This is a genomic window from Pseudonocardia oceani, assembly GCF_019263585.2.
GTDB lineage: Bacteria > Actinomycetota > Actinomycetes > Mycobacteriales > Pseudonocardiaceae > Pseudonocardia > Pseudonocardia oceani.
Genome location: NZ_JADQDF010000001.1, coordinates 5715656 through 5731966 on the forward strand (window position 1 = coordinate 5715656; position 16311 = coordinate 5731966).

Genomic DNA, 16311 nt, shown 5'->3' on the forward strand with positions numbered 1-16311 from the left:
GGTGCCCGGGAGCCGGTCGCGGTCCTATAGTGCGAACAGGCCGACGTCGACGTCGACGGCGGTCGGACCGTCCACGCAGGGGGGCTCGTGCGGAGGTTCGGATCACCGGAGGCGCTCGCCCGGCTGAGCGCCCGCTGCGCCCATGCCGACAGCATCGAGCTGAAGACGCTGCTCGTGTCCCCGGCCGTACCGGCCGCCGAAGCGCTGACCGGACGGTGTGCGCCGACGTGGAGCGTGCGGCAGATGTACCTGCTGGACACCCCGACGCTGGACCTGCTGCAGGCCGGGGTGGAGATCCGCCTGCGGCGCCGGGCGCGGGGCCGCTTCGACCTGTCGGTGTCCGCCTGCCGCAACGGCCCCGCCCGCCGGCGGTCGTTCCCGCGCGGGGTGCGCGTCGAGTTCGACATCGCCCCCGGGGCGCTGTGGCAGGACGTCGAGGTCCGGCGGGAGGTCGATCCGGCCGCGGCGGTCGACGTGATCGCCGGCGCGGTCGAGTCCCGGGAGCTGCTCACCGCGGCACAGGCCTCGTGGGCGCGCTGCGGCGGGCACGGGCCCGTGGACGACGCCCAGCTGCGCCGGCTGAGGGTGCACGGGCCGCTGGTGGTCCACCGGGTCAAGGTCGGGGCCGACGACCTGGGCCTGCACCGTGCGGACCTGGAGCACTTCCGCTACCCGAGCGGTCGGGAGCTCCTGGAGCTGTCCACCCGCTGCTGGCCCCGGGAGGTGCTGGCCACCGCCACGGCGTTCGAGCAGCTGCTCGACGAGCGGGACGTCACGGTCGCGCCGGGGCACCGCACGAAGGCGTCGGTGTGGCGGGACGAGATCTTCTGCGGACGGACCGCGGTCACCAGAACTTGATGCCGGCGGCCTTGAGCCGGCGCCGGTGCTGCCGCACCGCGGTCTCGATCGCCTCGGCGGTGATGAGGTCCCCCCAGACCTTGGCGGCCGTCTCGCCCTGCTCGAGCAGCGCGTCGGCCTCCTCCCGGCCGATCGCGGCGCTCTGGACGACGCGCGACCCGAACCCGATGTGCCAGCGCTCGTCGCGCAGCACCAGCTCCATCCCCCTGCGTACGCCCGGCAGCCCGACCGACAGGCCCTCGAGCGCGTCCAGCATCGCGTGCTGCCCCGCCAGCAGGACCACGCCCTCGATCACCATGTGGTACATGCCGACCGCGGCGGTCAGGCCCGCGTGGTCCTCGGCGAGCCGCCGGGCGGTGGCCGGCAGGCGGTGCTCGAACAGGTCGACGAGCTCGTCGCCGACGTGGGCGTGCAGCGCGTCCCGCCGCTGGGCGGGCAGGGCCCCGGGAACGCCGGCGACCTCGGCGCAGACACGGTCGAAGAAGCGGGCATGGCGCGCCTCGTCCCGGGCCTGGGCCTGGAAGACCGCCGCCATCGAGTCGTCGGACGCCGCCGCCTCGTAGGCGCCGAGCTGCCCGGACACCGACGTCTCGGCGATGACGAACCCGGCGATCAGCCCGAGCACCTGCGCGTTCTCCGCCTCCGTCAGCTGCGGCCAGGCCTCGCGGTCGGCGGAGAAGTCGATGGCCGTCTCGTCCCACTGCAGCGACTCGGCCAGCTGCGCGAAGTGGGCGTACCCGGTGATCATGACCCTGCGTCCTCAGTCCTCCGGGAACTCTCCCGGCTCCATCTCGCGGAAGTCCGCCTTGGTGGCACCGCAGATGGGGCACATCCAGTCGTCGGGGATGTCCTCGAACCGCGTTCCCGGCTCGATGCCGCTGTCCGGGTCACCCTCGTCGGGGTCGTAGACGAACCCGCAGGGCTCGCAGATCCACCTGGTGGGCGAGGCCCGCCGCACGTCCTGGTCCACGCCCATCACCCCCGACGTTACCTGCGTCACCCCGACGAGGGAACCAGGTCGGGCGGCGACCCGCTACCGGGGCTCCGGGTCGCGGTCGGGTCGGCGACGGCCGTCCAGCAGCCGTTCGAGCAGGCGGAGCTCGGCGGGCCAGGCCGCGACGAGCTGGTCACGCGGGATCGACCGCGCGGCGTAGCGCAGCAGCAGCACCACCGCGACGACGTCGTCGAGCGGCCCGATCACCGGTAGGAACTCCGGCAGCAGGTCGATCGGGGACACCACCCAGACGATCGCCACCAGCAGGGCCACCTTCGCGCGCCGCGGGACCGCGGGGGAGTTGCGCAGGCGCCGGGCGGTCGTGACGCAGGCGGGCAGGAACTCCGCGATGTCGCGGAGCAGGCCCGGCGGCAGCCTGCTGGCCAGCAGCACCATGACGACGCACAGCAGGCCCCAGACCGCGGCGGCCAGCCCCAGCCCGGTCAGCCACGCGGCCCAGTCGACATCCACGGCGACATGGTGCGCCCAACCCGGGCGGCGGGACAACAGGGTGCCGCCGGACGCCGCGGCCGGGGCTCGCTAGGCGGGGTCGCCGAGGAGCACGCGCTGCGCTGCTCCCTGCGGCGGCAGCCCGAGAGCAGTGCGGAGGAACTGCACCTGCAGGAGCAGCAGGTTCTCCGCGACGACCTCCTGGGGTGTCATGTGCGTGACCCCGGACAGCGGCAGGACGCTGTGCGGGCGCCCCGCCGCGAGCAGCGCCGACGACAACCGGAGCGTGTGCGCGGCCACCACGTTGTCGTCGGCGAGGCCGTGCACGAGCAGCAGCGGCCGCGCCAGCGACGGGGCGTCGGCGATGAGCGAGGAGTGCGCGTAGGCGTCCGGGTCCTGGGCCGGGTGCCCGAGGTAGCGCTCGGTGTAGTGGGTGTCGTAGAGGCCCCAGTCGGTGACGGGGGCGCCGGCGACCGCGGCGTGGAAGACGTCGGGGCGGCGCAGTACGGCCAGCGCGGCGAGGTAGCCGCCGAAGGACCAGCCGCGGATCCCGACGCGGGTGAGGTCGAGGTCGGGCAGCGAGGCGGCGACGGCGTGCAGGGCGTCGACCTGGTCCTCCAGCACCGGCGAGGCGAGGTCGCCGTGCACGGCCTTCTCGAACTCCGGCCCGCGACCCGGGGTGCCCCGCCCGTCGACGACGACGACGGCGAAGCCCTGGTCGGCGAACCACTGGCTGGTCAGGTGGGCCGCGCGCAGCGCCGTGACGCGCTGGGCGTGCGGGCCGCCGTAGGGGTCCATCAGCACCGGCAGCTTCGTGCCGGGCGTGTGCCAGGAGGGGAGCAGCACGGCGGTGCGCAGCCCGCGCTCGCCGACCTCGAACAGCGCGACGACGGGCTCCAGGCCCGGCGCCTCGGCGAGCGAGGTGATCGTCCGCTCCACCTCCCCGCGGCGCACGACGGTGCGGGCGCCGTCGGACTGCAGGTCGCCGCTGGTGACGACGGTCGTGGCGCCGGCGCGCCGCCCCGCGTGCACGCCCGGGGTGGTCGCGACCTCCACGAGCCCGTCGCGGTCCCACGTCCACAGCCCCACCGACACCGGGTCGGTGCTCGCGCGGAACAGCACCACGTCCTCGTCGACGTCGACGACCTCGCGCACCTGCACCGCGGACGGCGTCACAGCCTGCCCGTCGACGACGAGCCGGTGCGCGCCGTCGCGGGCCTCCACGGTGACCAGCGCGCCGGACGCGGTGTGCGCGGGCACGCCCGGGACGACGTCGACCCAGGCCGGGTCGGTCTGCTCGTGGACCGTGGCGGCCTCGCCCGTGCGGGGGTCGACGCGCAGCGTGCGCAGGGCGGTCTGGTCGCGCGGCGCGGTGGTGACCAGCAGGCCGTGCACGCCCCACGTGACCCGGACGAGGTACTCGTCGTCACCGTGGGAGACCGGGACGCGGGTGCCGTCGAGCCCGATCACCTCCAGCCCGACCAGCGCGTTCGGCGTGCCCGCCGCCGGGTAGGCGACGACCGCGGGGGTGCGCCCGGGGTTCTCCGGGTCGGCGATGTGCCAGCGCTGCACCGGGGAGGTGTCGACGCGCGCGACGGCGAGCCGGTCGCCGTCGGGGGACCACCAGAACCCGCGCATCCGGCCCATCTCCTCGGCCGCGACGAAGTCGGCGAGGCCGTGGGTGACGTCGGGGCCCTCGGGCCGGGCGAGGGTGGTCGTGGCCCCGGAGGCGAGGTCGTGGACGTGCAGCGCCCCCGCGCTGACGTAGGCGACGCGGCGGCCGAGGGGGTCGGGGTGCGGGTCGATCACGCCGCCGGGGGAGGGCAGGTGCCGCGGCGGCGCGCCCCCGGCGAGGTCGGCGACGTGCAGCTGCCCCGCGAGGCTGAACGCGGCCGTGGTGACCGCGCGGTCGGTGGAGTACCCGACGATGCCGCCGGCCTGCTCACGGCTGCGCTCGCGCCGCGCCCGCTCCTCGGCCGGCAGGTCGCCGTCCTCGCCGAGCAGCCGGGCGTCGGCGACGAGGTGCTCGCGCCCGCTCGCGACGTCGAGGACCCACAGGCAGGTGACCGGATCGGTGCCGCCGCGGCTGCGCAGGAACACGACGCGCGTGCCGTCGGGGGAGACGGTCAGGCCGCGGGGCGCGCCGAGGGTGAAGCGACGGGTGCGGGCCTGGCGGCGCGGGAAGGAGTCGAGCACGGCGACAGTCTGGCCGGGCGTCCGCGATCAGTCGACGCAGGGCACCGTGGCCGCGGTGATCGGGCGTTCGACGGTGGTGGCCGGGGCGGTTGGCTCCGCGTCCGCGGTCGGCGAGGGCACCGGTGTCGCCGTCGGGGCCGGTGTCGCCGTCGGGGTCGGCGACGGCACCGGGTTCGGCGGCCACGGCGGCACCGCCGTGCCCCGGACGGTCGTGGGCGCCGCACCGTCGGTGGATGTCGCGTCGTCCCTGGGCGCCGCGTCGTCGGCCGTCAGCGGCGCGGCAAGCCGCTCGCGCACGGCGTCGAGCTCGAACACGTCGGTCGTGAAGGCGCGGACGGCGTCGGGGTCGACCTCCACCGCCACCCCGTCGACGGGGGTGCGCAGGTCCGGGCGCCCGGTCGGGATCGTGCGGAACGCGATGTCGCTGCCCGAGGCGCGGCGCAGCTGGGCGACGAGCCGGTCGAGGTCCCAGCCGCGGTCGAGCACCACGTAGCGGGTGACGGCACCGACGAGCCGCTCCACGCGCACCGGGTCGGCGAGCGCCCCGGACGTGAGCGACGCGCGGGCGAGACCGGCCAGGAAGGCCTGCTGGCGCGTGACGCGGTCGAGGTCGCCGTCGGGGAGGTCGCGGCGCTGGCGGACGAAGGCGAGCGCGTCGCCGCCGCTGACGACCTGCGGCCCCGCCGGCAGGTCGACGCCCGAGCGCTCCTCGCGGACCGGGTTGTTGAGGCAGACCGGGACGCCGCCGATCGCCTCGGTGATCTCCACGAACCCGGCGAGGTTGATCTCGGCGAAGTGGTCGACGGTGACGCCGGTGAACGCCTCGACGGTCTCGACGAGCGTGCGTCGCCCGGCCTCCCGCGTGGCGCGCTCCAGCGCCGCGCCGCTGAGCCCGCGCGCCGTCAGCTCGTCCTCGGCGGCCGACATCCCGCGCCGGTACGCCGCGTTGATCTTGTGCTCGCCGAGGTCGCCCGCGATCTCGACGAACGAGTCGCGCGGGATCGACACCGCCGACGCGCGCGCGTCCGGACCGGCCGGGACGTGCAGCAAGATGATCGTGTCGGTGTTGAACTGGCCCTCGTCGACCCCGGCGCGGAGCTCGGCGAGGACCTCGGGCGGCAGCGGGTTGCCCGCGGCGTCGGTGCGGGTGTCGATGCCGACGAGCAGCGCGGTGAACTCCTCGTCCAGCCCGACGGGCTCGCTGTCGCCGAGCGCCTCGCTCGTGACGAGGGTGTCCGAGACCTGCCGCACGACCGACCAGCCGTAGCCGGTGGTGGCGAGCACCGCGGCGGAGAGCAGGACCACGCCTGCCCGCAGCACGTATCCGAGGTGGCGCCGGCTCATGCCTTCCCTGTACCCCGCCCGACACCCGGCACCCGCACCGGGCGGACGGCCGGGAGCCACGACCGGCCCCACCGGCGTTCACCCACTGTAGCCAGCTGTGGGTGAACGCCGCGCGGTCGAGTGTGACGATCGTGCGAACGGGCGGCCGGTCAGCTGCCGCCGGGGTTGAGCGTGACCTCCATCGGTGCGTACGAGGTCCCCTCGACGTCGACGCCCTCGGCCCGCAGCAGGTCCAGCGCCTGCTCGACGTAGGTGTTGGTGTAGGCGTCGGCGTCCGGGTCGGCGGTGATGACCGTCTGCCCGTCGGCGTTCACGGCGGTGCGCGCGACACCGACGGTGCGTGTCCAGGCGGCCTCGTCGATCGTGCCCGCGCCGGCGGGGGCCGGCCAGATCAGCTTGTTGACCTCGTTGATCTGCCACAGCTGGTGGCTCGCACCGAGGGTCGACCCGGCGGCCACGACGATGTCGCGGCACGACTCGACGTTGTCGCGGCAGTACGCCCAGCCCTGCAGCGACGCGGCGATGAACTTCGTCGTCGTGTCCTGGTAGGCGGGGTCGGACAGGCGCTCGGTGTTGGCCCAGATCGCGTCCTGCAGCATCGCGGTGCCCTGGTCCTCCCAGTTGATCACCGAGAAGTCCGAGGGCTGGTACAGCGCACCGGTGGCGGGGTTCGTCGCCTCCAGCACCTGCGCGTACTCGTTGTAGGACATGGCCTGGGCGGCGTCGATCTCGCCGGAGAGCAGGGCCTGCATGTCGAACTGCTGCTGCACCAGCGTCACGTCGGCGGCGGGGGCGATGCCGGCCGCGGTCATGCCCGCGAACAGCTCGAACTCGTTGCCGAAGCCCCAGTTGCCGACGCGCTTGCCGCGCAGGTCGGCGGGTGCCGCGATGCCGGCGTTCGCGAACGACACCTGGTACGTGCCCGAGCGCTGGAACACCTGGGCGACGTCGGTGATCCCGGCCCCCTGTTCCCGCGACGCGAGCGCCTTGGGCACCCACGCGATGGCGTAGTCGGCCTGGCCCTGCGCCAGCACCGTCTGCGGGACGATGTCGACCCCGCCCTCCAGGATCTCCACGTCGAGGCCCTGGGCCTCGTAGAAGCCCTGGTCGACCGCGGCGAGGTAGCCCGCGAACTGGCCCTGCGTGAACCACTGCAGCTGCAGCTTCACGGGGGTGAGCCCGCCCTCGGCCGGGGCCGCGGGCTCCGCGACCGTCGAGCACGCGGCCAGCGCGACCGCGCTCACGGCGACGGCCAGGGCCGTTCTCAATCGGGACATGTGACTCCTTCTGGAACCGGGGGAGGGGACTTACCGGGGGCTTCGGGTGGCGAGCCGCTCGAGGAGCAGCCCGGCGAGGTGGAACAGCAGACCCAGCACGATCGAGGCGACGACGAACGCCCACGCCCGCGCGTACGCGGTGTTCGCCGCGGCCGAGGAGATGCGGCTGCCGAGGCCGTTCTGCGGGCCACCGAAGTACTCGGCGACGATCGAGGCGATCACCGCGGCCGGGGCGGCCAGGCGCAGCCCGGTGACGATGTAGGGCACCGCGCCGGGCAGCCGCACGAACCGCGACGCCTGCCAGGGCGTGGCGGCCAGCGCCGTCATCAGGTCGGCGTGCACCGGCTGCACCTGGCGCAGCCCGCGCGCGGTCGACACGAACACCGGCACCACCACGACGACGGTCACCACCAGCCGGCGCGGCACCTCCGTCGTCGAGCCGAACATCGTCGTGAACACCGGCGCGAGCGCGACGATCGGCACCGCACTGGCGGCCAGCACCACGGGCGTCGCGAGCTCCTGCACCAGCCGTGACCGCGCCGCGAGCAGCGCCAGCGCCACCCCGAGGACGAACCCGGTGACGAGCCCGGCCAGCGCGTTGCCGCCCGTCACCGACGCCGTGGGGAGGATGACGCCGAACTGCGCGGCGACCTGCGCCGCGATGGCGGTGGGCGCGGGCAGCAGGAACGACGGCACGGCCAGCGCGACGACCAGCACCTGCCACACGACGAGCACGCCGGCCCCGAACAGCAGGGGCGGCGCCCACCGGCCAGCCGCACTCACTCGTGCCCCTTGCGCAGGGCCTCGCGCACGTCGGTGATCGCGGTGAAGAACGCCGCCGACTCGCGGACGTCCTCGACGTCGTCAGGCGCCAGCTCGGTGCTCGCGCCCGGGCGCCGTCCCGCGACCACCGCGGTGATCCGCCCGGGCCGCGGCGACATGACGACGACCCGGTCCGAGAGCACCACCGCCTCGGGGATCGAGTGCGTCACGAACAGCACGGCCGCGCCGGTCTCGCCCGCGATCCGCAGCAGCTCGGCCTGCATCCGCTCGCGCGTCATCTCGTCGAGGGCGCCGAACGGCTCGTCCATGAGCAGCAGCGAGGGCCGCGGCGCGAGCGCGCGGGCGATGGCCACGCGCTGCTGCATCCCGCCCGACAGCTCGCCCGGGCGCGACCGCGCGAAGTCGGCCAGGCCCACCATCTCCAGCAGCTCCGCCGCCCGCGCCCGCCGCTCCGCCTTCGCGACGCCGTGCACCTGCAGCGGCAGCTCGACGTTCTCCGCGACCGTGCGCCACTCCAGCAGCCCCGCCTGCTGGAAGGCGATGCCGTAGTCCTGGTCGAGGCGGGCCTGCGCGGCGGGCTTGCCGCCGACCCGCACGCTGCCCGCCGTCGGCTGCTCCAGGTCGGCCACGACCCGCAGCAGCGTCGACTTCCCGCACCCCGACGGCCCGATCAGCGACACGAACTCGCCCGCGCCGATCGTCAGGTCGACGCCCTCCAGCGCCTGCACCGGCCCGAACACCTTGTCGACGCCGGCGAGGTCGACGGCGGGCAGGTCCTCGGGGGGCAGGTCCGCCTCCGGCCGGGGGCCCGGGGCGCTCACGCGACGTTCCCGCGGTAGCGGCGCAGCACGACGTCGAGCAGGCCGACGGCACCGGCCGCGACCAGCCCGAGCACGGCCGCGCCCAGGATCGCGGTGTACATCCGCGACGGGTCGCCGGTGGCCGACTGCGCGTACTCGATGATCAGCCGTCCGACGCCGCCGCGGGTACCGGTGGAGATCTCGGCGACGATCGCGCCGACGACGGCCGCGGCCGCCGCGAGGCGCACCGCCGGCACGAGGTGCGGCACCGCGGCGGGCAGCCGCAGCCGCAGCAGGGTCGTCCACCAGCCGCAGGCCAGCGAGCGGAACAGCTCGAGGTCGGCGCGCCGGGGCGAGGTCAGCCCCCGCAGCGCGCCCACGGCGATCGGGAAGAACGCGAGGTAGGACGAGATCACCATGACCGACGCCCACGGCTGCCAGGGCTGCCCGAACACCGCGATCTTCCCGCCCCACCCGGCCACGAGCGGCGCGATGGCGATGAGCGGCACGGTCTGCGACAGCACGACCCACGGCAGCAGCGCGCGCTCCAGCAGCCCGAACCGGGCCATCCCCAGCGCCAGCAGCGCGCCCAGGACCCCGCCGATGAGCAGCCCGCCCAGCGCGAGCCCGAGCGTGAACAGCGCCCCGGAGGCGACCGCCTCGCCGACCGTCCGCTGCGCCGCGGCTCCCGCGACCTCCGGCTCGCCCAGCCGCGCCAGCACGGTCCACACGTGCGGCATCGCCGCGTCGTCGGTGCGGGGGAGGACCCGCGTGCCCCCGATGCTCACGCCCGCGTCGGGCAGCACCGCCTTGGCCAGCTCCCACAGCCCGACGAGCAGTGCGAACGCGACGACCGCGCTCACCGCCGTCCGCACCCGTCCCGCACTCACAGTGGCCACAACCGCACAGCGTCCTTCCCGATCACGTGAAAGGGAAGACTGCGCAGCGCGGATGACGACGGTGTTGCCGAGCTGTTGCCGTTCGCGGCACCGCCGCGCAGGTCACACTGGTGCCGTGGACCGCGACCCCCGCGAGCTCGACGGTGCCTGGACGCGCCACCAGCGCCACGCGTTCACGGTGCCCGCGCCCGACCTCGCCCCGTTCCTCGCCGCGCACTGGGCCGTCGAGTGGGACTACGCGACGCCCTACCGGCAGAAGATCGTCCCGTACCCGCAGGTGCAGGTCACGGTGCGGCCCGGGCGGGAACCGGAGGTGCACGGGGTGTCGAGCCGGCACGTCGTGCGGGTGCTGGAGGGGCGCGACCGGGTCGTCGGCGCGGCGTTCCGCCCGGGGGTGTTCCGGGCCGTGCTGGGCGGGTCGGTCTCGACGATCACCGACCGGGTGCTGCCCGCGTCGGCGGTCGCCGCGCTCGCCGGCGGCCCGGACGAGCCGGTGGACGCGGAGTCGGTGCAGCGGTGGCTGCGCGGCGCGCTGCCCGCGGCCGGTCCGGGGCCGGCCGCGGCGGACGCGGAGGCCGCCGTGGCGCTCGTCGCGGCCGACCGGGACCTCACCCGCGTCGACCGGCTCGCCGCCGCCACCGGGGTCGGCGTGCGCACGCTGCAGCGGCTGTTCGCCGAGCACGTCGGCGTCGGGCCGAAGTGGGTGATCCGCCGCTACCGGCTGCACGAGGTGACCGAGCGGCTCGCGGCGGGCGACCCCGTCGACTGGGCCGGGCTGGCCGCCGACCTCGGGTTCGCCGACCAGGCCCACCTCTCGCGCGACTTCGCCGCGCTGTTCGGGGAGCCGCCGACGACCTGGGCCCGGCGCTACCCGGGCCGGTGAGGATCAGCTCCCGGCGACGCTCAGCTCTCGTCCACCCAGCCCCGGGCCTTCCAGTCCGGGATCGACGGGCGCTCCTTGCCCAGCGTCGTGTCGTCGCCGTGGCCGGGGTAGACCCAGGTGTCGTCGGGCAGCACGTCGAAGACGCGGGCCTCGAGGTCGGCCACGAGCGACCAGAAGTCGGGCTCGGACCAGGTGCGCCCGGGGCCGCCGGGGAACAGCGAGTCGGCGCTGAACAGGTGCGGGTGGTCGCTGCCGCGGTAGAGCAGCGCGATCGAGCCCTGCGTGTGGCCGCGGAGGTGGATGACCTCCAGCTCGATCCGCCCGAACCGGACGACATCGCCGTGCTCGACGAGCTCGTCCATCGGGATCGGCAGCTCGGGGGCGTCGATCGGGTGGGCGATCAGGTGCGGCTGGAACATGCCCGCGACCGCCCCGAGCGCCTGCCAGTGGTCGGCGTGGCGGTGCGAGGTCACCAGCGTGCGCAGCTCGGGCCGCGCGGCGCCGGAACCGATCAGGTCGGCGAGCCGTTCGGCGTCGTTGGCCGCGTCGAGCAGCAGCGCCTCGCCGGTGGCCCGGCAGACCAGCAGGAAGGCGTTGTTGTCCATCGGGCCCACGGACAGCTTCGTGATCGTCAGCGCGTCGAGCTCGCGCCGCGCCGCGGGGCCGCCGGGATCGGTGTGACCGGAGTAGTTGTCGAGGACGTCCACGTGCGACAGCCTAGAGCGTCACGATCGGGTTGCGGCCTGCTCCGGTCGTCACGGGACGCGTTGACAAGCCCCGTTCAGCACTACACCATCCGTCCGGTTCGCTCCCCATCTGTAGAACGTCCCACCACCGGTCACTCACCGAGGAGTCCCGACATGGAGCACCCCGCCCTCTCCCGACGCCGCCTCCTGGGTCTGTTCGGTGCCGCCGCGACCCTCCCCGTTCTCTCGGCCTGCGGGAGCAGCGTCGGCGGCGGCGGTTCGGCGCCCGCCGCGGGCGGGGGCGGGGGCACGATCAAGGTCGGCCTCGTCGTGCCGCAGTCCGGGGTCTACGCCGCCCTCGGCGAGGACATGACGCGCGGCTGGAACCTCTGGCTCGACGCCAACGGCTCGAGGTTCGGCGAGTACACCGTCGAGACGATCGCGGTCGACGAGGGCGAGACGCCCCAGACCGGCGTGCCCGCGGTGCAGCGGGTGATCCAGCAGGACAACGTGGACGTGGTGGTCGGCCTGGTCAACTCGGCGACGGCGCTGGGCGTCAAGGACCTGCTGACGGAGTCGAAGAAGCTGCTCATCGTCACGAACGCGGGTGCGGGCGCGCTGACCGGTCCCGAGCGCACCCCCTACATCTGGCGCACCTCGTTCACCAACGCCCAGATCGCCGCGGCGATGGGAACGCACCTCGCCGAGACCGGCTTCGCCGAGGGCGTCTTCCTCATCGCGCCCGACTACGCGGCGGGCACCGAGGTCATCGAGGGCTTCAAGGCCGCCTACACCGCGGGCGGCGGCACGATCGCCGGCGAAGCCAAGCCTCCCTTCGGCTCCACGTCGGACTACCAGCCGTTCCTCTCCACGATCCAGGGCTCCGGCGCCCGTGCCACCTTCTGCTTCTTCTCCGGCGCCGAGGCGATCACCTTCGTGCAGCAGTACGCGCAGTTCGGCCTGGCCGGCTCGATCCCGCTCTACGGCTCGGGCTTCCTCACCGAGGGCAACGTGCTCGCGCAGCAGGGGCAGGCCGCGCTCGGCGTCCAGACGACGCTGCACTACACCGACCAGCTCGACAACCCGGCCAACACCGCGTTCGTCGAGTCCTACACGGCGGCCAACGGCGAGGCGCCCAGCACGTTCTCCGTGCAGACCTGGGACGCGGCCAACGTGCTCAACCGGGCGCTCGCCACGGCCACCGCGCTCGACGGCGACTCGCTGGCCACCGCGCTCGGCGGCATCGGCGCCGTCGACGACAGCCCGCGCGGCACGTGGGAGTTCGACGGCCAGAGCCCGCGGCAGAACATCTACCTGCGCAGCGTGCAGGACGCGAACGGCACGCTGGTCAACGCGGTCGTCGAGGACCTCGGCCAGCAGAGCCAGCCGGGCTGACGGCGTGCTCGTCAGCATCCTCAACGGGTTCGCCATCGGGTTCCTGCTGTTCATCCTCGCGGTCGGCCTGTCGCTCGTCTTCGGGATGATGGACGTCCTGAACCTGGCCCACGGCGCGCTGTTCCTGGGCGGTGCCTACGTCGGGGCGACGCTCGCCGGCAGCTGGGGCGGGTTCCTCGGCGCGCTGGCGATCGCCGCGGTCGGCGGGCTGGTCGGCGGGGTGCTGCTGTCGCTGATGACCGAGCCGCTGCGCAGGCGCAGCCACCTCGACCAGGCCCTGCTCACGCTCGGCGTGGCCCTGATCGCGGCGGAGCTGCTGATCATCGTGTTCGGTGACGACCCGCTGTCCGCCGCGGCCCCGCCCGGGCTCGACGGCTCGGTCTCGGTGCTCGGCGCGGTCTACCCGACCTACCGGCTGCTCATCATCGTCATCGGGGCGGTGCTCGCGCTGGCCGTCTACATCGTCGTCGACCGGACGCGGGTGGGCGCGCTGGTGCGCGCCACCGTCGCCGACCGGGAGATGGTGGCGACGCTCGGCATCGACAACCGGCTCGTCAAGGGGGCGGTGTTCGCGGTCGGCTCCGTGCTGGCGACGGTCGCTGGCGTGCTCGGCGGCCCGATCTACGGCGCCCGCCCCGGTCTCGACGCGACGGTGCTGATCCTGGCGCTCGTCGTCGTCGTCATCGGGGGGCTGGGGTCGGTGCGCGGTGCGCTGGTCGGCGCGCTGGTGATCGGGCAGATCGACACCGTCGGCCGGGTGCTGCTGCCGGACTTCGCGTCGTTCGTGCTGTTCGGGGCGCTGGCGCTGGTGCTCGTGCTGCGGCCGCAGGGGTTGTTCGGGACGCCGGCGGTGGCGCGGTGACCGCCGTGGAGTCGTCGGTCGAGCCCGTCGAGGCGGTGCGCCGCCGCGGGTACGGCCGCTGGGTGTCGGTCGTGGTGCTCGTGGTGCTCGCCGCCGCGCCGCTGTTCCTGGCCCCGTTCGCCACCACGACGCTGAGCCGGGTCCTGGTGTTCGCGCTGTTCGCCGTGAGCCTGGACCTGCTCGTCGGCGTCACCGGGCTGCCCTCGCTCGGGCACGCCGCCTACTTCGGCTCGGGCGCCTACGCCGCGGGCTGGGTGTCGATCAACGTCACGGCCGAGGCACCGGTGCCGCTGCTGGCCGGGCTCGCCGTCGGCGCGCTCGCGGCCGCGCTCACCGGCTGGATCACCGCCCGGTCGGCCGGGGTCTTCTTCCTCATGCTGACGCTCGCGATCGGGGAGATCGTCGGGCAGGTCGCCAACACCTGGGAGTCGGTGACGGGTGGCGCGAACGGCCTCACCGGCATCCCCGCGGTGCGCGTGGGGGGCGCGTCGCTGGTCAACGCCGGCTACTCCCACTGGTACGTGCTGGTGGTGTTCGCGCTCGGGTTCGCGCTGGTGTGGACGGTCGCGCGCTCGCCCTTCGGGGACGCGCTGCGCGGCATCCGCGACAACGAGCCCCGGATGCGGGCGCTGGGCTACTCCACCTCCCTCTACAAGTACGCGGTGTTCGTGCTGGCGGGCGGCGTCGCGGGGATGGCGGGGTCGCTGCTCGTCGCGCAGCAGCGGCTGGTGTCCACCGCCGACGCCGGGTTCCTCATCTCGTCGCTGATGCTGCTCGCCGTCGTCATCGGCGGGGCGGGGTCGCTGTGGGGGGCGGTGCTCGGGGCGGCGCTGGTCGTCGTCGTCCGCGACGCGCTGGGCCCGACGTTCGACGGCCACGGCCCGCTCGTGCTGGGGATCGTGTTCGTCGCCGTCGTCTACCTGCTGCCGCGGGGCGCGGCCGGGCTGCTGCGCAGGAGGTCGGGATGAGTGCGCTGACGTGCACGGGCGTCGGTCGGGCGTTCGGTGCGCTCAAGGCCGTCGACGAGGTCGACCTCGTCGTCGAGCCGGGCGCCCGGCACGCCCTGATCGGGCCCAACGGCGCGGGGAAGTCGACGTTCTTCAAGCTGGTCACCGGCACGATCAGGGCCGACGCCGGGCGGATCGAGCTGGCCGGCCGCGACGTCACCCGGCTCTCGGAGGTCAAGCGCAGCAGGCTCGGGATGAGCCAGACGCTGCAGCACTCCAGCCTGTTCTCCTCGATGACGGCGGTGGAGACGCTGACGCTGGCGATCCGGCGCCACACCGCGGGCGGCACGATCCCGCCGTGGCCGCGCCGCGACCCGGGGCTGCGCGAGCGTGCCGAGGAGCTGCTCGCCGACGTCGGGCTGGCCGGGCGCGGCGACACCGCCGTCCCGTCGCTGTCGCACGGCGAGCGCAAGCAGCTGGAGGTGGCGCTGGCGCTGGCCTGCCGCCCGTCGCTGCTCCTGCTCGACGAGCCCGCCGCCGGGATGTCGCCCGCCGAGCGCTCGCGGCTGGTCGAGCTGCTGTCCGGGCTGCCGCCGGAGATCACGGTGCTGTTCGTCGAGCACGACCTGGACCTCGTCTTCGCCCTGGCCGACGCCGTCACCGTGCTGCACCTGGGCCGGGTGCTGCTCTCGGGCACGCCCGCCGACGTGCGCGCGAGCGACGCCGTCCGCGAGGCCTACCTCGGCGCCGGGCGCCGCGAGGAGCTGTTCCTGCGATGAGCGAGCTCGCGAGCGAATCATGGGCGCAGCGCTCCGGGCTCATGCCGACCGAGCGCAGCGAGGGAGTGCGATGAGCCTGCTGGTGGTGCGCGACCTCGTCTCGGGCTATGACCGGAGCACGGTGCTGAGCGGGGTCGACCTCGACCTCGCCGCCGGCTCGACGCTCGCGCTGCTGGGGCGCAACGGTGCCGGCAAGTCGACGCTGGTGATGACGCTGGCCGGCCTGGTGCCGGTGACGTCCGGCTCGGTCGTGCTCGACGGCGTCGAGCTCGCCGGGCGCCGCGCCGACGTCATCGCGAAGGCCGGGGTGGCGCTGGTGCCGCAGGGCCGCCGGGTGTGGTCGACGCTGACGGTGGGGGAGCACCTGTCCCTGGCGTCGCGGGCGCGGCGCGGGCACCGGCACAGCGCGACCTGGACCGTCGACGGCATCCTCGACCTCCTGCCCCGCCTGCGCGAGCGCCGCAAGCAGCTCGCGGGCCAGCTCTCCGGCGGGGAGCAGCAGATGCTCGCCGTCGCGCGCGCCCTGCTCACCAACCCCCGGCTCGTGCTGCTCGACGAGCCCTCCGACGGCCTCGCCCCCGCGATCGTCGAGCAGATCGCCGGGGTGGTGACGACGATGCGGGCCGAGGGCGTGGCGGTCCTGCTGGTGGAGCAGGACCTGCACCTGGCCTTCGGTGTGGCGGACGAGGTGGCGGTGATGGCGCGGGGGGAGATCGTGCACCGGGTGCCGACGGGGGAGTTCCGGCGCGACCCCGACACGGCCCAGCGGCTGCTCGGGGTGGCCTGACTCTCGGCGCTCGCGCACACGGCCGGCCGCACACGGCCGGCCGCACACGGCCGGCCGCACACGGCCGGCCGCGCGGGGGCGGCCGCGCCGGGGTGGGCGCTCCCGCGCGCGTTCCCGGTTGCCGCATGCGTTCCCGGCTCGTGCGCGGCCCCGGGGCCGCGCGGGAGCCTGTTTCGCGCGCGGGAGGCGCCAGCGGTGCGATCCGTCACGCGCGGGGTTGCGGTGGTCGCCGGGAGTGTGACGCGGTGGTCGGGCGGAGGGCGCCGGCGGTGCGGTCTCGGCGATCAAGGGCTGATGGTCGCGGTGACCACCGCCTGCCGCACGCCACGGTCGTCGCGGGAGCTGTGGGTGGGACGGGTGGCGATCACGGG

Annotated in this window: 17 protein-coding genes; 7 read left to right on the forward strand and 10 right to left on the reverse strand. The window is 74.8% G+C overall.

The genetic code is table 11. The annotated features are described in order from the left end of the window. The first annotated feature begins 87 nt into the window (after nt 1–87). A complete protein-coding gene (locus I4I82_RS28660) occupies nt 88–858 on the forward strand; it encodes a hypothetical protein (protein WP_218591332.1) in 771 nt (256 codons plus the stop codon). Here I4I82_RS28660 and I4I82_RS28665 read toward each other — a convergent pair. The 9 genes from I4I82_RS28665 to I4I82_RS28705 all read right to left on the reverse strand — a co-directional run bounded on the left by I4I82_RS28665 (nt 845) and on the right by I4I82_RS28705 (nt 9565). After that, nucleotides 845–1606, reverse strand: a complete 762-nt coding sequence (locus I4I82_RS28665; RefSeq protein WP_218591333.1) for a ribonucleotide-diphosphate reductase subunit beta — start codon at nt 1604–1606, stop codon at nt 845–847. The genes I4I82_RS28660 and I4I82_RS28665 overlap by 14 nt on opposite strands. 12 nt (nt 1607–1618) lie before the next feature. Further along, the gene (locus tag I4I82_RS28670) at nt 1619–1834 is read right to left on the reverse strand and encodes a rubredoxin (protein ID WP_218591344.1); all 216 of its coding nucleotides are present in this window, start codon (nt 1832–1834) and stop codon (nt 1619–1621) included. A 57-nt stretch (nt 1835–1891) separates the two neighbouring features. Then, nucleotides 1892–2323, reverse strand: coding sequence for a YkvA family protein (locus I4I82_RS28675; protein ID WP_226370304.1), 432 nt, complete (start codon nt 2321–2323; stop codon nt 1892–1894). A 69-nt stretch (nt 2324–2392) separates the two neighbouring features. Then, a complete protein-coding gene (locus tag I4I82_RS28680; protein WP_218591334.1) occupies nt 2393–4498 on the reverse strand; it encodes a S9 family peptidase in 2106 nt (701 codons plus the stop codon). Between the two features lie 27 nt (nt 4499–4525). Beyond that, nucleotides 4526–5842, reverse strand: coding sequence for an LCP family protein (locus I4I82_RS28685; RefSeq protein ID WP_218591335.1), 1317 nt, complete (start codon nt 5840–5842; stop codon nt 4526–4528). A 149-nt stretch (nt 5843–5991) separates the two neighbouring features. Then, a complete protein-coding gene (locus I4I82_RS28690) occupies nt 5992–7119 on the reverse strand; it encodes an ABC transporter substrate-binding protein (RefSeq protein WP_218591336.1) in 1128 nt (375 codons plus the stop codon). 30 nt (nt 7120–7149) lie between these two features. After that, the gene (locus I4I82_RS28695; RefSeq protein WP_218591337.1) at nt 7150–7902 is read right to left on the reverse strand and encodes an ABC transporter permease; all 753 of its coding nucleotides are present in this window, start codon (nt 7900–7902) and stop codon (nt 7150–7152) included. Further along, nucleotides 7899–8723, reverse strand: a complete 825-nt coding sequence (locus tag I4I82_RS28700; RefSeq protein ID WP_226370305.1) for an ABC transporter ATP-binding protein — start codon at nt 8721–8723, stop codon at nt 7899–7901. Before I4I82_RS28700 ends, I4I82_RS28695 begins: the two co-directional genes overlap by 4 nt. Next, nucleotides 8720–9565: an ABC transporter permease gene (locus I4I82_RS28705; RefSeq protein ID WP_218591338.1), complete on the reverse strand. Its 846-nt coding sequence runs from the start codon at nt 9563–9565 to the stop codon at nt 8720–8722. Before I4I82_RS28705 ends, I4I82_RS28700 begins: the two co-directional genes overlap by 4 nt. Before the next feature lie 151 nt (nt 9566–9716). On the opposite strand from I4I82_RS28705, the gene I4I82_RS28710 reads away from it, so the two are divergent. Further along, complete coding sequence (locus I4I82_RS28710; protein WP_226370306.1) at nt 9717–10484, forward strand: AraC family transcriptional regulator; 768 nt, start codon at nt 9717–9719, stop codon at nt 10482–10484. Nucleotides 10485–10504: 20 nt separating this feature from the next. On the opposite strand, the gene I4I82_RS28715 is transcribed toward I4I82_RS28710, so the two are convergent. Then, nucleotides 10505–11191 (reverse strand): MBL fold metallo-hydrolase, encoded by a 687-nt coding sequence (locus I4I82_RS28715; protein ID WP_218591340.1) that lies wholly within the window; start codon nt 11189–11191, stop codon nt 10505–10507. A gap of 153 nt (nt 11192–11344) precedes the next feature. Between I4I82_RS28715 and I4I82_RS28720 the strand changes: the two genes are divergently transcribed. From I4I82_RS28720 to I4I82_RS28740, 5 genes are all read left to right on the forward strand, one after another. Beyond that, on the forward strand, nt 11345–12565 hold the full coding sequence (locus I4I82_RS28720) for an ABC transporter substrate-binding protein (protein WP_218591341.1): 1221 nt from the start codon (nt 11345–11347) through the stop codon (nt 12563–12565). A gap of 4 nt (nt 12566–12569) precedes the next feature. Next, nucleotides 12570–13427: a branched-chain amino acid ABC transporter permease gene (locus I4I82_RS28725; protein WP_218591342.1), complete on the forward strand. Its 858-nt coding sequence runs from the start codon at nt 12570–12572 to the stop codon at nt 13425–13427. Next, on the forward strand, nt 13424–14395 hold the full coding sequence (locus I4I82_RS28730) for a branched-chain amino acid ABC transporter permease (protein ID WP_218596243.1): 972 nt from the start codon (nt 13424–13426) through the stop codon (nt 14393–14395). Before I4I82_RS28725 ends, I4I82_RS28730 begins: the two co-directional genes overlap by 4 nt. Beyond that, complete coding sequence (locus I4I82_RS28735) at nt 14392–15153, forward strand: ABC transporter ATP-binding protein (protein WP_218591829.1); 762 nt, start codon at nt 14392–14394, stop codon at nt 15151–15153. The genes I4I82_RS28730 and I4I82_RS28735 overlap by 4 nt, the downstream gene beginning before the upstream one ends. A gap of 70 nt (nt 15154–15223) precedes the next feature. Then, nucleotides 15224–15940, forward strand: a complete 717-nt coding sequence (locus I4I82_RS28740; protein ID WP_218591817.1) for an ABC transporter ATP-binding protein — start codon at nt 15224–15226, stop codon at nt 15938–15940. Nucleotides 15941–16311: the final 371 nt, after the last annotated feature.